The following is a 13,984-nucleotide window of genomic DNA, read 5'->3' on the forward strand; positions in this document are numbered from 1 at the left end:
ACAACATAAGACCTCTGCGGCCTGATGCCCTCACCCCGGCCCTCTCCCACAGGGAGAGGGAGAAGGACTACAGCTTAGGTCCCGCACTCACCAGCGCTTCACCTGCCGGGGTATCGGTGTACTTCTCGAAGTTTTCAATAAACAGCTTCGCCAGCGATTCCGCTTTCTCGCGCCACTGCTCCGGAGAACCGTACGTGTTGCGCGGGTCGAGGATATGCGTATCCACACCCGGCAGCGACGTTGGGATCGCCAGGTCAAACATCGGCAGCGTGAAGGTTTCGGCGTCGTCCAGAGAACCATCCAGAATGGCGTCGATAATCGCGCGGGTATCTTTGATGGAGATACGTTTGCCGGTACCGTTCCAGCCGGTGTTCACCAGGTAGGCCTGCGCGCCGGACGCCTGCATGCGTTTCACCAGCACTTCAGCGTACTGCGTCGGGTGCAGCGACAGGAAGGCCGCGCCGAAGCAGGCGGAGAAGGTTGGAGTTGGCTCCGTCACGCCGCGCTCGGTTCCCGCCAGCTTGGCGGTGAAGCCCGAGAGGAAGTGGTACTGCGTCTGGCTGGCGGTCAGGCGAGAGACCGGAGGCAGCACGCCGAACGCATCCGCCGTCAGGAAAATAACCTTCGTGGCATGACCCGCTTTTGACACCGGCTTCACGATATTGTCGATGTGGTAGATCGGGTAAGAGACGCGGGTGTTTTCGGTTTTCGACGCATCGTCGAAGTCGATGGAGCCGTCGGCACGCACGGTGACGTTTTCCAGCAGCGCATCGCGACGGATCGCGTGGAAGATATCCGGCTCGGCCTCTTCAGACAGGCGAATGGTCTTCGCGTAGCAGCCGCCTTCAAAGTTGAACACGCCGTCGTCATCCCAGCCGTGTTCGTCATCGCCAATGAGACGACGTTTTGGATCGGTGGACAGGGTGGTTTTACCGGTGCCGGACAGGCCGAAGAATACCGCCACGTCGCCTTTTTCACCGACGTTAGCCGAGCAGTGCATGGAGGCGATGCCCCGCAGCGGCAGCAGGTAGTTCATGACGGAGAACATCCCTTTCTTCATTTCGCCGCCGTACCAGGTACCGCCGATCAGCTGGATACGCTCGGTCAGGTTGAAGGCAACAAAGTTTTCGGAGTTCAGGCCCTGCTCTTTCCACTGTGGATTCGTGCATTTCGCGCCGTTCATCACGATGAAATCCGGGGTGAAATCCTGCAGCTCTTCGTCGGTTGGACGAATAAACATGTTTTTTACGAAATGCGCCTGCCAGGCCACTTCAGTGATAAAACGCACGGAGAGACGGGTGTCGGCGTTAGCGCCGCAGAAAGCGTCGACAATGAACAGACGCTTGCCAGAAAGTTGATGGGTGACGAGCCCTTTCAGGTGCTGCCAGGTTTCCGGGGAGAGCGGTTTGTTGTCGTTCTTCCCTTTGCCCTTGTCAGCCCACCACAGCGTATCGCGGGTGGTTTCGTCTCGGACGATATACTTATCTTTCGGCGAACGACCGGTAAAGATACCGGTATCGACGGCGATAGCACCAAGATTCGTCAACACACCACGCTCGTATCCTTCCAGTGCTGGATTGAGCTCTTCCTGATACAGCGTATCGTAGTCGGGGTTGTAGACGATTTCCTGGACGTCGTGAATTCCATAAGCCTTGAGATCTTGCGGGGTTAAACCAGTAACACGCATATCACTGCTCCTTAGCCAATATGTACTGCCTGAAATTGTAGGGTTTTTCTGAGGTTGTTAACCGCGACGGGGCTCATAGATTTACGCATCTGGACAAAACCCTTACTAACGGAAAACGCTGCGACTCCAGTCACAGTGCAGGCGGATTATCGCAGGAATCGCTTTTTGGTTGGGGAAAATGTTCCGAAAAGGTTAAAGGCTGGTGATTTTATCGGAGAGAATGTGAATGTAATCGCATACACGTAAGAAAATTACGTAAGAGTTACATTGTGAAAACGATTCAGCTTATGCGGGGGTTTTTGCCCCTCAGCCCAGGGGGTCAAGTTCCCTCTCCCCTTTGGGGAGAGGGTTAGGGTGAGGGGCAAGGGTATTAGTGAACCTGCGGATCCGCCGGGGAGGCGTTGTTGCGGATCTCAGCGATATCCATCGAATTAAACACGTAGTGCGTACCGCAGTAGTCACAGTGCATATCAATTTCGCCGTCTTCCGCCATGATGCTGTCGATCTCTTCATCCGGCAGGGTTTTCAGTGCGCCAGCGCAGCGCTCGCGGGAGCAGGTGCACTTAAATTCCACCGCCTGCGGGTCGTAGACCGTCACTTCTTCTTCGTGGTACAGACGCCACAGCACGTCGGTCGCCGACAGGTTGAACAGCTCTTCCGCTTTGATGGTTTCGGTCAGGGTCGCCAGGTGCTCAAAGTCATTGGTCTGTGCGTCCTGCGCAGGCAGAACCTGCAGCAGCATGCCGCCCGCAGCAGGCTGACCGTCCACTTCACCGGTACGGATGAAGAGGCGCGTCGGCAGCTGTTCAGAACGCATGAAGTAATCTTCCAGGCAGGCTGCCAGGGTATCGCCTTCCAGACCCACCACGCCCTGATAGCGCTCGCCTTCCTCAGGAGAAATGGTGATCACCAGGTAGCCATTACCTACCAGCGTTTTGAGGTCTGCATTTTCAGGCACGTCGCCCTGAACGCGCGCCACGCCGCGCATCTGCTGCTGGTTATTGCCGTTGATCACCGCCAGCGTCATCGGGCCGTCACCCTGCAGCTGCACGGTGATATCACCGGCAAACTTCAGCGTCGCCGTCAGCAGGCTGGTGGCAACCAGCAGTTCGCCCAACAGGGTCTTCACCGGCAGCGGGTAGTTGTGGTTTTCCAGAATCTGTTTCCAGGTTTCGGATACGGTGACCAGCTCGCCGCGCACGGCGAATTGTTCAAACAGATAGCGGTGTAATTGGTCGTGTTGGGCCATTTTCATCTCTCGTGCGGGTGAGGTTACTCGGTCTCACCGTGTTTAAATTTCATCAGATCGCGGCGCTCTTTTTTATCCGGTCGCCGGTCCGGGTGAGGCATCGTCAGCGCGTTCATTTTGCGCGCCAGTGCGGTCTTCTCGCGTTTTTCAATGCTCTCCGCGGTCTCTTCATAAAGCAGTACGGCTTCCGCTGCGGGTCGACGCTGTTCGGTAATGGCTTTAATCACCACCGTACGTTCATCGTTGCCCTGACGCAGCGTTAAGGTGGCGTTCAGCTCAACCAGCTTGCTCGGTTTGCTGCGCTGGCCGTTGTAATGCACTTTTCCGCCGTCAACCATCTCGCGGGCAAGGGCGCGTGTTTTATAAAAACGCGCTGCCCACAGCCATTTATCCAGTCTTACCCCGTCAGAGGGTTTTTCTTTCATGGCGTCTCCTTCACGGTCAGTGAGGGGATCATCTGGCGATAGTCGTTCAGTCCAGGGTGGCGCAGATAGCTTTTTTCAGCCAGGCCAGAGTCAGGATTGGTCACGCCCAGACAGTAGCGAATGCCAAACCTTGCCGCGGAATCCAGAATGGGCTCGCTGTCATCAATGAACAGCGTACGTTCTGGCTGCAACCCCGTCTCTTCCTTCACCGCATGCCACAACCGCTGATCCTCTTTCGGATAACCAAATGTGTGGGTGGAAAGTAATAAATCAAGGTGCGACGCCAGACCGGTATGCTCCAGCTTCACCGCCAGATTATGTGGATGCGCGTTGGTCAGCAAAATACGGCGCTTGCCGCTTGCTTTCAGCGCATCCAGAAAGGGCACGGTATCCTCGCGCAGAACGGCGCGCGGGCCCTGGGCGGTGGTCATGGCACAAATATCCAAACCGAGGCGCTCGCTCCAGTAGTCAAGACAGTACCAGTTTAGCGTATGTTGTACCGCGCTATATTGCGAACGGATGAATACCTGCGCTTCTGCCGGGGAGATCCCCTGCTGTTCGCCGTAGGTTTCAGGAACCAGCGTTTGCCAGAAATAGTTATCAAAGGCGAGATCGAGCAGCGTGCCGTCCATATCCAGCAGAACGGTATCAACCTCCTGCCAGGCGATATCAAGATGCATTAGGGGGAACTCCAGCCAGAAGAAACGTGCGCGACAGGGTAGCACATCTTGTCGCGCAACGACGTTATCAGATCAGGCTCTCAGACGAGGGGATCAGCTTAGGATTGAGGCAGTTTTCATAATACTGCTGGATGTCGGCAAGCCGGGTGCGCGAGCGCTGGTAGCGGCGCAGGGCCATAAAGCCGTTCCAGAAAATGGCGATCAGCATCGCGGTCATCAGCAGGGAGGTGCCGATGTAACGCCATAAGCCTGCGCTATCCGGCATTCGGTGCAGGCCGATATGGCGAGTGCCGTTGGCATCGGTGTAGATGCTTGTGACAATCCCTTCGGCGCTGAACGGCGTTTGCATCAGCATCTGCGCCAGGCGCTGGAACTGGCTCCACTGCTCCTGCGCCGGGTAGTCATAAAGCGCAACCTGCGGGTAAGGCTGATCGACCAGGTCGCTGCCTTCATCGCTGACTATCACAAACCCGCCCGGTGCCGGACTGTTCAGCGCCTGAGCCGCTCGGGTGGTCTCGCGCATCATGAACGGCGAGGTCGAGGTCGCGACCAGGTTATCCAGCGATTCAGCGCTCACCGGACGCAGCAGCACGTTAACGCCATCCAGTCGCCCCGCTTCGGCGCGTTTCACCAGCGAATCCCAGTCTTTACTGTTACCCAGGTTTACCAGGGCGTTTTTAAGACGTATGCACTCATCCTGAGAGGAGCATAAATCCTGCGTTTTCAGGACGATGTCACCAAAATCATCCAGCAGAACCATGCCTGATTTCTGAATGGCCGAGCGCAGCGCAGGGCTGACGCGCGAATCATCGTCCGGTTTCGGGTGCAGCTGGCGGTTCACCGTCTGGGTAAGCGCCGTGGCTTTATTCACCACTTCGGATTCCGGCAGCGGCAGCGGCGGCGCGTCGTTCCAGATAATTTGCGAGCAGTCGAACGGCATGAACGGCGAGTTCTGACGCGTGTTCCACGTCCCTGGGGTGTGAATATTACACATCCCGGTACCCTTCAGGCGCAGCGTGTCCCCCACGCGTACACCGGCTTCATCCAGCTTGTTGACGCTGCTCGCTTCAATGGTTTGCGCACCTTTGATCCACGACAGGGTGAATTTGATGGGCATATCCAGCGGCACGAAAAGCAGCAGCATGACAAAGACCAGCGCGGCGCCGCCGGCAATGACCGCGCTGCGCAGCCAGTGCTGAAGCGGGAAGTTTTTGACTTCATCATGCAGAGACAGGAAGCGCCCCTGACGCACAACGTGGCGGTCAAGGTAGATATCAATATCGGTTTTCTGCCCTAAGTCCTGCGTAATCCACGGTTGCCAGTGGCGCGGGTAGATCAGGTCGATAATACCGAGCGAAATATTATTGAGATGTTCCTGATCGTTTTCACCGAACAGGCCCCAGCGCTTTGGCGTACCGCGCAGGCAGTGGATCTCTCGCAGCGAGGTTTTGGCCGGTGGTGCAAAGAGTCCCCAAAGCCCGGCTGCCAGCAGGAGCACCGCGCCGCCAGCCAGCCAGGGAACAAACACGTCCGGCGTAAGCAGGCAGATAAAAAAGAGCAGGAAGGCCGCGACGATCAGAATGGCTTCACGGATGCCGTCCGGGCGGCTCAGGGCGTACTCTTCATGCGTCTCCTGGCGAATGTTCAGCAGTTCGATCTGCTCCGTCTCTTCGCCACGAATGGAAGCCTGCGTTGAACTCGCGCGCTCCAGCGCAAAACGCGGGGCTTCCTGAAGGTATTCATTCAGCGTATGGCCGTTAAGCGAAATAACCAGGGGCAACGAATCGGTGTGAATCAGCTCAACGCTGTTCTCGTCATTAATGTACTGCTCCCAGGACGGGGGCAGATGCACTTCGACGGAATCCAGGTAATAGCGCCACTTGTTCGGGTCATCAGTGGTGATGCCATAGCGCGTGATGGAGCGCGTCACGCAGAGCACGGTATCACTTTGCGCGTTAAGCTTTAGCGCGACGGGCGCAGCAGTGGCCCCCGTTGGCCCAGGCGTTAACTGAGAACGGTTCAGGATTTCGAGATAGTTTTCAACCGCATCGCGCTCGTCTTGCGTGAGTTTGCGCGTGCCCGCACCCGCAAATGCATTTAAAAAGGGCAGACGATAACGGCGCTGTACGCGGCGCCTGTACAACCACCCTGCAACCAATGCGCTGGCCAGCATAGCAGCGAGAACAATCAAAATGGTGCTCATGCTTTCCCCATCTTACTTATCTTACAGGTGTAGTCAGTAGCACCTTTACATTGAATGAGAGTCTGTGGTTGGCTATCGGCAAGTATGGAGTCGAACTTGAGCATTCTGAAGCGCATCCCAGTGACCGATGATGATAGCAAAGCCTGTTATGGCGCGATATCAGCAAATTCCTGGAAACATTTCAACCTCTTGACATTTGTTTTGAATTGAGGATTGATCCCTGCTACGTTGCATAAATGTAAATAAAGAACGATTGACATTGCCGAAACCGTGCGGCATATCGCACAATAACCCCAGTTCTCACTGCTAAGACCCATCACGATGAGCAAACCACTACAAAAACCCACCATTCTGAATGTTGAAACTGTCGCCAAATCGCGTCTGTTTAATGTCGAAAGTGTGGACCTGGAGTTCAGCAACGGTGTTCGTCGCGTTTATGAACGTATGCGCCCCTCTTCGCGCGAAGCGGTGATGATTATTCCCATTATCGACGATCATCTGATTTTGATCCGCGAATACGCTGTGGGAACGGAATCTTACGAGCTTGGGTTCTCGAAAGGGCTTATCGACCCGGGTGAAACCGTCTTTGAAGCGGCAAACCGCGAGCTGAAAGAAGAGGTCGGCTTCGGGGCGAATGAGCTTTCATTCCTGAAAAAACTGAGCATGGCGCCGTCCTATTTTTCCAGCAAAATGAATATCGTGGTGGCCGAAGATCTCTATCCTGAATCGCTCGAAGGGGATGAGCCGGAGCCGCTGCCGCAGGTTCGCTGGCCGTTAGCGCACCTGATGGATCTGCTGGAGGACCCTGACTTTAATGAGGCTCGCAACGTGAGCGCGCTGTTCCTGGTAAGGGAATGGTTGAAGGGGCAGGGGCGACTGTAGGCCATAAAAAAGCCGGGTGGCGGCTTCGCCTTACCCGGCCTACGATTATTTGCCCGGCTTTTACCGGGCATTTTTATGCTTAAAACAGCTCGTGCGTTTCGCCGTTATCAATAATCTCTGTACCCACCTCATGCACCGCCTGTGTGGTTGGCTGCGTACCCTCGATGAAATACTCTTCGCGACTATTACCGCCGTTGGCGAGCTGGCCCGTGCTGCGGTCGATATTGACCGTCACCACGCCTGGCGGTGGCGTCAACGGCTGCTCCGGCACGCCTTCAAGAACGGACTTCATGTAGGCGTCCCACGCCGGCTGCGCGCTCTTTGCTCCGCCTTCGTAGCCGGAAATCTGATCCTTAATCGCGCCGGATGCCGTTGTACGGCCTAAGTCACGGCGGTGATCGTCGAATCCGATCCAGACCGATGTCACCACGCCCGGCCCGTAACCCGAGAACCACGCGTCTTTCGAGCTGTTGGTTGTCCCCGTTTTACCGCCGATATCATGGCGCTGCAAATCACGCCCTGCACGCCAGCCAGTACCCTGCCAGCCCGGTTCACCGAAGATGTTGGTGTTCAGCGCGCTTTTGATCAGGAACGACAGCGGCGTGTTGATCACATGCGGGGCATACTCCGGCGCACCGGTTTGTGCCACCAGCGACTGGTTAGCCTGCTCCAGCTGCGGCTGCGGTACAACGCCGTTCGGCTGCTCCTGCGATACGGCAGGGTCTTCCATGTCCTTATTCTCAAGCACGTCAGATTTCGGTGTATTACCGTAAATCACAGGAATATCGCACTCTGCACAGGCAATTTTCGGCTTCGCCTCGAACAGCACGCCGCCCTGATCGTTCTCGATCTTGCTGATGAAGTACGGGTCAATCAGGAAGCCGCCGTTGGCCATCACCGAGTACCCGCGTGCAACCTGAAGCGGCGTAAAGGAGGCGGAGCCTAACGCCAGCGACTCGGTGCGAACGATGTTCTGCGCCGGGAAACCGAAGCGCTGCAGATACTCTGCGGCATAATCGACGCCCATCGCGCGCATGGCGCGCACCATTACCACGTTTTTCGACTGTCCCAGGCCCTGACGAAGACGAATAGGACCGGCATACTCCGCAGGGGAGTTCTTCGGCTGCCAGTCGGAACCGGCACCGGCATCCCAGCGGGAGATTGGCACGTCGTTAAGGATGCTGGCGAGAGTCAGACCCTTATCCATCGCCGCCGTGTAGAGGAACGGTTTGATGTTGGAACCGACCTGACGCAGCGCCTGGGTGGCGCGGTTAAATTTGCTCTGGTTGAAATCAAACCCGCCGACCAGGGCCAGAACGGCACCGTTCTGTGGGTTGATAGAGACCAGGGCCGAGTTGACGTCCGGCACCTGTGCCAGCCACCAGGCTTCGCCGACCTTGCGCACCCAGATTTGCTGCCCGGTTTGTACCGCATCGGTCACTTTACGCGGCGTTGCGCCCTGAAGCGTATCCGAGCGGTACGGACGCGCCCAGCGGATACCGTCCATACGCAGCGAGACGGAGGTACCGTCCGCGAGCGTCGCAACGGCTTCCTGCGGATCGGCCTGCGTCACCACGGCTGGAAGGAGCGGACCATAGGTTGGCAGCGCCTTCAGCGTACTGGTGATTTTTTTGCTGTCCCACGCGCTTTCGCCCACTTTCCAGAGCACGTTTGACGGGCCGCGATAGCCGTGACGCATATCGTAGTCCATCACGTTGTTGCGCACCGCTTCCTGAGCCGCCTGCTGAACTTTGCGGGTGACGGTGGTGTACACGCGATAGCCATCTTCATAGGCCTTGTCACCATAACGATTCACCATCTCCTGGCGAACCATTTCGGTCAGGTAAGGAGACGCGAAGGCGATCTCAGGGGCGTGGTAGTTAGCGTCAATCACATCGTTACGCGCCTGGTCGTACTCGCTCTGGCTGATGTAGCCTTCGCTCAGCATACGTGACAGGACGACGTTACGACGCGCGGTGGCGCGATCGAGCGAGTAGAGCGGGTTAAACGTGGACGGCGCTTTCGGCAGACCGGCAATGGTTGCCATTTCGCTTAAGGTGAGTTGCTCAACAGGCTTACCGAAGTACACCTGCGCGGCAGCCCCCACGCCATAGGCGCGGTAGCCCAGGTAGATTTTGTTGAGGTACAGCTCAAGGATTTCGTCTTTGCTCAGCAGCTGCTCAATACGGATCGCAAGGAACACCTCTTTGATCTTACGTATCAGCGTCTTTTCAGGGCTGAGGAAGAAGTTACGCGCCAGCTGCTGCGTAATGGTACTCGCCCCCTGAGAGGCGTGACCAGAGAACAGCGCAATGCTCGCGGCACGGAAAATCCCCACCGGATCGACACCGTGGTGCTCGTAAAAACGGCTGTCCTCCGTGGCGATAAAGGCTTTCACCATCACGGGAGGGATTTGGTTTAAGGTCAGCGGAATACGACGCTTCTCGCCATACTGCGCCATGAGCTCGCCATCGGCGCTATAGACTTGCATCGGGATCTGGAGTCGCACATCGCGAAGCGTGGCGACATCAGGTAGCTGTGGCTCAATATATTTGTACAAACCGTAAATCGAGCCTGCTCCCAGCAGAATGCAACAGACTGCAAGGATGAATAAATACTTTACGAACTTCACCGGAGATTTCCCATTTGGTTTCACTTGGGCAGTTTCTAAACAATCGCGCGGTAGTATAAAGGCAAGCCTGATTCATTGATATAGCCGTCAAGACGACGGGCGATAAGGAGATCGTGAAGCATGGCTTTCAAAACATGGCAAACGGGCGTTCATATTCAACAGGATAGGGTGCTGATCGTCGCGTTGGCCCGGGAGAAGTCCGGCTGGTGCTTGCGCCGCTGGTGGGCGATTCCTCTGGCCGAAGGCATCATTCGTGACGGCAAAATTTGTCAGCCAGAACAGCTGGTTGATGCGTTACGCGACTGGCGGAAAACGCTGCCGCACTACCACCGGGTGTTCCTCTCTTTCCCGGCAGCACGCACCCTGCAGCGGTCGCTTCCCCGCCCGACCGTTGCACTGCGCGACAGCGAGCAGCTCTCATGGCTTGGCGCGGCGCTCGCGCGCGAACTGGAGATGTCTGCCGATACGCTCTGTTTCGATTACGCGCAGGATACCTTCAGCAATACCTTTCACGTGACTGCCGCGCAAAACAACGAGGTCGACACCCTTCTGGCGCTGGCGAAAACGCTGCGTTTGCGGCTGGTGAGCATTACGCCGGATGCCAGCGCGCTGGCGAATCTTCTTCCTGCGGTGTCGCCTGCTAAATGCGTTGCCTGGCGGGACGAACGGCAGTGGCTGTGGGCGATGCGCCACCAGTGGGGACGCCGCTTTACCACAGAAGCTGAAAGCGCGGCCGAGCTGTCGGCGCTGCTGGCGCTTGGTCCGGATGACATCGCGCTGTTTGATAGCCGACGTGACCCGTGGGAAATCCTGGAACGCTGCCATGCCCCGCTACCGGACTGCGGCGCTGACTATACCGTTGCGCTGGCGCTGGCCATGAGCGAGGTGCCCGGATGAGCATCATGAACTTTCTGCCCTGGCGACAGCAGCGTCGCGCGCGATGCCTGCGTTTCTGGGGCGCAATGTGTGTCGGCACCGTGCTGTTGATGTTCGTGGCCATTTTCTGTCTGCGGATGAACCCTCTTGTGAGGCTGCACGCGCTGCAAACGGATCTGAAGGGAATGCAGACCGTGCAGCATGCGCTTCTCTCCCGGCAGAAACTCGCCTCACAGGCGCAGCTGCCAGCGCAGACCTTTCAGCGACGCGCATGGCAACCGGTGCTGGAGTCGCTTTCCCGCACCATTCCGGCACAGGTCTGGTTCACAGAACTGCGCTATCAGCCGCCTGCGCTGATGCTGAGCGGGTATGCCCTAACCCTGCCGGCCCTCTCCGCCCTGCGTGATGCGCTTGGACAAATAACCGGTTTTACGCCCGGGACGGCGGGTGAGCTTCGGCAGGATAGCCAGGGGCGCTGGATGTTCACCCTTCATCTTAAAAGCGAGGGGTGACGCATGGATACCCTGTTAGAACGCTGGTGCGAAAGCCGTCCCTGGAATCGGGTGTTCTTCTGGTGTCTGGGGAGTCTCCTGGCCGGACTGGCCGCGTGGGGCACCTTGCTCAGACCGATAGACAGGCAGTGTGCTGAACGACAGCGCCAGCTGATTCAGGACGCCAGGACGAACGCAGCGTTATGGCCTGCCGTCAGAAAGGGGCCGTTTCGTCCGAAAACACCGGAACCACGGGAGCTGACGCCGTTTTCCCCGCTCGATTTTCAGGGCGATAACACGACGCTGGTTTACTGGAAGCCACTGCCGAACGGAGGGGAACTGATGCTGGAGGTTAAGTGGCAGGCGCTTCCGGCGCTTTTTTCCCGGCTTGCGCAGCGGGATGTGCAGATCGCCGCTTTCGCGATTTCGCCACAAGGTACAGCGTTGCGCCTGCGGCTGGAGCTGGAACATGCGAAATAGCGCGCGATATTTGCTGGTTTGCTCAGCGCTGCTATTGACCGGCATGCGCGATCCGTTTCGCCCGCCGGACGATCCCTGCGCCATTGGCGAGCTGGCGCAGTGGCACTATCGCGGCATGGTGGGAGGACAGCAGGCTATCGGCATTTTACAGGATGGGCAAAAGCGCTGGTACCGCCTCAAAACGCATGAGCGCTTCCCGGCGGGCTGGACGATAACAGCCATCAATCAAACGGAACTGGTTGTTGATGTGGGTGACACATGTGAACCAGGAAAATGGACGTGGCAACGAGAAGGAACGGATAAGAATGAATTTACGGATAATGCTGTGGCTGCTGGCGTTCAGCCATCCGCTGTGGGCCGCCGCGCCAAAGCCGGTCACGCTGGTGGTGGATGACGTTCCTGTAGTCCAGGTGCTGCAGAGCCTGGCCGCGCAGGAGAACCGTAATCTGGTGATGTCGCCTGATGTCAGCGGCACGCTTTCGCTTAACCTGACGCGCGTCCCCTGGCGGCAGGCATTACAGACGGTTGTCACCAGCGCTGGCCTCGTTTTGCGAGAGGAGGGTGGCATTTTTTATGTGCATACCGCGGCCTGGCAGCGTGAACAGCAGGAACGCTCAGAACAGGAGCGGGCGCGTCGACAGCTTGATGCGCCGCTGGTGTCGCACAGCATCCCTTTTTCCTATGCCGATGCCGGAGAGCTGCAAAAAGCCGCAGAAAAACTTCTGAGTCCAAAGGGGAGTTTATCTGTCGACAAACGCACCAACCGACTGCTGATTCGGGATAACCAGACGGTGGTGGAGACGCTGCAGCGCTGGGCCGCTCAGATGGATATTCCCGTCGAACAGGTCGAGCTGGCGGCGCACATTGTGACCATTAATAAAAAAAGCCTGCGTGAGCTGGGAGTGAAGTGGAATCTCGCCGACGCCACCGACGCGGGTAAGGTTGGTCAGCTCACCACGCTTGGCAGCGATCTTTCCGTCGCCAGCGCCACCAGCCGCGTGGGTTTTAACATCGGGCGGATCAATGGCCGGCTGCTGGATCTGGAGCTCTCGGCGCTGGAGCAAAAACAGCAGGTCGATATCATCGCCAGCCCGCGGCTGCTGGCCTCGCATATGCAACCGGCCAGCATCAAGCAGGGGAGTGAAATTCCGTATCAGGTCTCAAGCGGTGAAAGCGGCGCCACCTCCGTTGAGTTTAAAGAGGCGGTATTAGGGATGGAGGTTACGCCGGTGGTGTTACCGGGAGGCCGCGTGCGCCTGAAATTACACATCAGCGAAAATATGCCGGGACAGGTTCTGCAGCAGGCTGACGGCGAAACGCTGGCGATCGACAAACAGGAGATAGAAACCCAGGTGGAGGTAAAAAGTGGAGAAACGCTGGCGTTGGGCGGAATTTTTTCGCAGAAGAATAAAACCGGCAGTGACAGCGTGCCGGGGCTGGGAAAAATCCCCTGGCTTGGGCAGCTTTTTCGCCACGATGGGAAGGATAATGAGCGGCGTGAGTTAGTGGTGTTTATTACGCCACGTCTGGTCGGTATTCGCTGACGGGTGACGATCCCCGCAATGATTTTGCATTCAGTTTGTTGCAGATGTTTGACGTGGGGCATGAATTAGCATACAAGGAGTACCGATTTGAGTTGGACTTACGTCTTATTACCTTATGCGCCCGACGCGGTGATTTAATCAGTTGCCAAACAAGCCGGAGTATTGAGATAATTTTTAGTCTGACTCTCGCTCTATTGCATATGAGGTTTCAGTTCATGTCCTGCTACGCTGAGTGTCTGCGCAGCGGGGATTACCATTAACGAATAGTCTTAGTAGTACCGATAAAATGGCAGAGAAACGCAATATCTTTCTGGTTGGGCCTATGGGTGCCGGCAAAAGCACTATTGGGCGTCAGTTAGCTCAACAACTCAATATGGAATTTTACGATTCTGATCAAGAGATTGAGAAACGAACCGGAGCTGATGTGGGCTGGGTTTTCGACGTAGAAGGCGAAGAAGGTTTCCGTGACCGAGAAGAAAAAGTGATCAACGAACTCACGGAAAAGCAGGGCATCGTTCTGGCAACAGGCGGCGGCTCTGTGAAATCTCGCGAAACCCGCAACCGTCTCTCCGCCCGTGGCGTAGTGGTCTATCTTGAGACGACCATCGAGAAACAGCTGGCACGTACGCAGCGCGATAAAAAGCGCCCGCTGCTGCAGGTTGAAACGCCACCACGCGAAGTTCTGGAAGCGTTGGCCGATGAACGCAATCCGCTGTATGAAGAGATTGCTGATGTGACCATTCGTACTGACGACCAGAGCGCTAAAGTGGTTGCAAACCAGATTATTCATATGCTGGAAAGCAACTGATTCTGGCTTTATATACACTCGCCTGCG

Annotated in this window: 13 protein-coding genes; 7 read left to right on the forward strand and 6 right to left on the reverse strand. The window is 56.9% G+C overall.

Annotated elements, in window-relative coordinates; genetic code table 11:
- Positions 1–67: 67 nt before the first annotated feature.
- The 5 genes from pckA to AB8846_RS16815 form a co-directional block, all read right to left on the reverse strand.
- On the reverse strand, positions 68–1,687 hold the full coding sequence (gene pckA, locus AB8846_RS16795) for a phosphoenolpyruvate carboxykinase (ATP) (RefSeq protein ID WP_047345740.1): 1,620 nt from the start codon (positions 1,685–1,687) through the stop codon (positions 68–70).
- A 370-nt stretch (positions 1,688–2,057) separates the two neighbouring features.
- Entirely contained in the window at positions 2,058–2,942 is an 885-nt protein-coding gene (gene hslO, locus AB8846_RS16800) for an Hsp33 family molecular chaperone HslO (protein ID WP_162269339.1), read from the reverse strand.
- 17 nt (positions 2,943–2,959) lie between these two features.
- Positions 2,960–3,361, reverse strand: coding sequence for a ribosome-associated heat shock protein Hsp15 (hslR, locus tag AB8846_RS16805; RefSeq protein ID WP_047345741.1), 402 nt, complete (start codon positions 3,359–3,361; stop codon positions 2,960–2,962).
- Positions 3,358–4,041, reverse strand: coding sequence for a GMP/IMP nucleotidase (gene yrfG / locus AB8846_RS16810; RefSeq protein WP_370733214.1), 684 nt, complete (start codon positions 4,039–4,041; stop codon positions 3,358–3,360). The genes hslR and yrfG overlap by 4 nt, the downstream gene beginning before the upstream one ends.
- A gap of 67 nt (positions 4,042–4,108) precedes the next feature.
- Positions 4,109–6,244, reverse strand: coding sequence for an intracellular growth attenuator family protein (locus AB8846_RS16815; protein WP_063144244.1), 2,136 nt, complete (start codon positions 6,242–6,244; stop codon positions 4,109–4,111).
- Positions 6,245–6,565: 321 nt separating this feature from the next.
- Between AB8846_RS16815 and nudE the strand changes: the two genes are divergently transcribed.
- Positions 6,566–7,126: an ADP compounds hydrolase NudE gene (gene nudE, locus AB8846_RS16820; RefSeq protein ID WP_023333707.1), complete on the forward strand. Its 561-nt coding sequence runs from the start codon at positions 6,566–6,568 to the stop codon at positions 7,124–7,126.
- A 79-nt stretch (positions 7,127–7,205) separates the two neighbouring features.
- Here the strand turns inward: nudE and mrcA are convergent, their stop codons facing one another.
- Positions 7,206–9,758: a peptidoglycan glycosyltransferase/peptidoglycan DD-transpeptidase MrcA gene (mrcA, locus tag AB8846_RS16825; protein ID WP_063144243.1), complete on the reverse strand. Its 2,553-nt coding sequence runs from the start codon at positions 9,756–9,758 to the stop codon at positions 7,206–7,208.
- Positions 9,759–9,878: 120 nt separating this feature from the next.
- Between mrcA and AB8846_RS16830 the strand changes: the two genes are divergently transcribed.
- From AB8846_RS16830 to aroK, 6 genes are all read left to right on the forward strand, one after another.
- On the forward strand, positions 9,879–10,655 hold the full coding sequence (locus AB8846_RS16830; protein ID WP_370733215.1) for a DNA utilization protein HofM: 777 nt from the start codon (positions 9,879–9,881) through the stop codon (positions 10,653–10,655).
- Entirely contained in the window at positions 10,652–11,146 is a 495-nt protein-coding gene (locus AB8846_RS16835) for a PilN domain-containing protein (protein WP_370733216.1), read from the forward strand. Before AB8846_RS16830 ends, AB8846_RS16835 begins: the two co-directional genes overlap by 4 nt.
- Positions 11,147–11,149: 3 nt before the next feature.
- A complete protein-coding gene (locus AB8846_RS16840; protein ID WP_370733217.1) occupies positions 11,150–11,605 on the forward strand; it encodes a HofO in 456 nt (151 codons plus the stop codon).
- On the forward strand, positions 11,595–11,999 hold the full coding sequence (locus AB8846_RS16845; protein WP_063144239.1) for a HofP DNA utilization family protein: 405 nt from the start codon (positions 11,595–11,597) through the stop codon (positions 11,997–11,999). Before AB8846_RS16840 ends, AB8846_RS16845 begins: the two co-directional genes overlap by 11 nt.
- The gene (hofQ, locus tag AB8846_RS16850) at positions 11,926–13,149 is read left to right on the forward strand and encodes a DNA uptake porin HofQ (protein WP_370733237.1); all 1,224 of its coding nucleotides are present in this window, start codon (positions 11,926–11,928) and stop codon (positions 13,147–13,149) included. Before AB8846_RS16845 ends, hofQ begins: the two co-directional genes overlap by 74 nt.
- 286 nt (positions 13,150–13,435) lie before the next feature.
- Positions 13,436–13,957, forward strand: coding sequence for a shikimate kinase AroK (gene aroK / locus AB8846_RS16855; protein ID WP_003861630.1), 522 nt, complete (start codon positions 13,436–13,438; stop codon positions 13,955–13,957).
- Positions 13,958–13,984: the final 27 nt, after the last annotated feature.

Source organism: Enterobacter sp. KB-221C9 (assembly GCF_041320715.1).
Lineage (GTDB): Bacteria > Pseudomonadota > Gammaproteobacteria > Enterobacterales > Enterobacteriaceae > Enterobacter > Enterobacter asburiae_D.

Bases quoted from the DNA above. Each gene is read 5' to 3' on its own strand.
- nudE (WP_023333707.1), top strand. From the start codon at position 6,566: ATGAGCAAACCACTACAAAAACCCACCATTCTGAATGTTGAAACTGTC.
- pckA (WP_047345740.1), bottom strand. From the start codon at position 1,687: ATGCGTGTTACTGGTTTAACCCCGCAAGATCTCAAGGCTTATGGAATT.
- AB8846_RS16845 (WP_063144239.1), top strand. From the start codon at position 11,595: ATGCGAAATAGCGCGCGATATTTGCTGGTTTGCTCAGCGCTGCTATTG.
- hslR (WP_047345741.1), bottom strand. From the start codon at position 3,361: ATGAAAGAAAAACCCTCTGACGGGGTAAGACTGGATAAATGGCTGTGG.
- yrfG (WP_370733214.1), bottom strand. From the start codon at position 4,041: ATGCATCTTGATATCGCCTGGCAGGAGGTTGATACCGTTCTGCTGGAT.
- hslO (WP_162269339.1), bottom strand. From the start codon at position 2,942: ATGAAAATGGCCCAACACGACCAATTACACCGCTATCTGTTTGAACAA.
- aroK (WP_003861630.1), top strand. From the start codon at position 13,436: ATGGCAGAGAAACGCAATATCTTTCTGGTTGGGCCTATGGGTGCCGGC.
- AB8846_RS16835 (WP_370733216.1), top strand. From the start codon at position 10,652: ATGAGCATCATGAACTTTCTGCCCTGGCGACAGCAGCGTCGCGCGCGA.
- AB8846_RS16840 (WP_370733217.1), top strand. From the start codon at position 11,150: ATGGATACCCTGTTAGAACGCTGGTGCGAAAGCCGTCCCTGGAATCGG.
- hofQ (WP_370733237.1), top strand. From the start codon at position 11,926: ATGCTGTGGCTGCTGGCGTTCAGCCATCCGCTGTGGGCCGCCGCGCCA.
- AB8846_RS16815 (WP_063144244.1), bottom strand. From the start codon at position 6,244: ATGAGCACCATTTTGATTGTTCTCGCTGCTATGCTGGCCAGCGCATTG.
- AB8846_RS16830 (WP_370733215.1), top strand. From the start codon at position 9,879: ATGGCTTTCAAAACATGGCAAACGGGCGTTCATATTCAACAGGATAGG.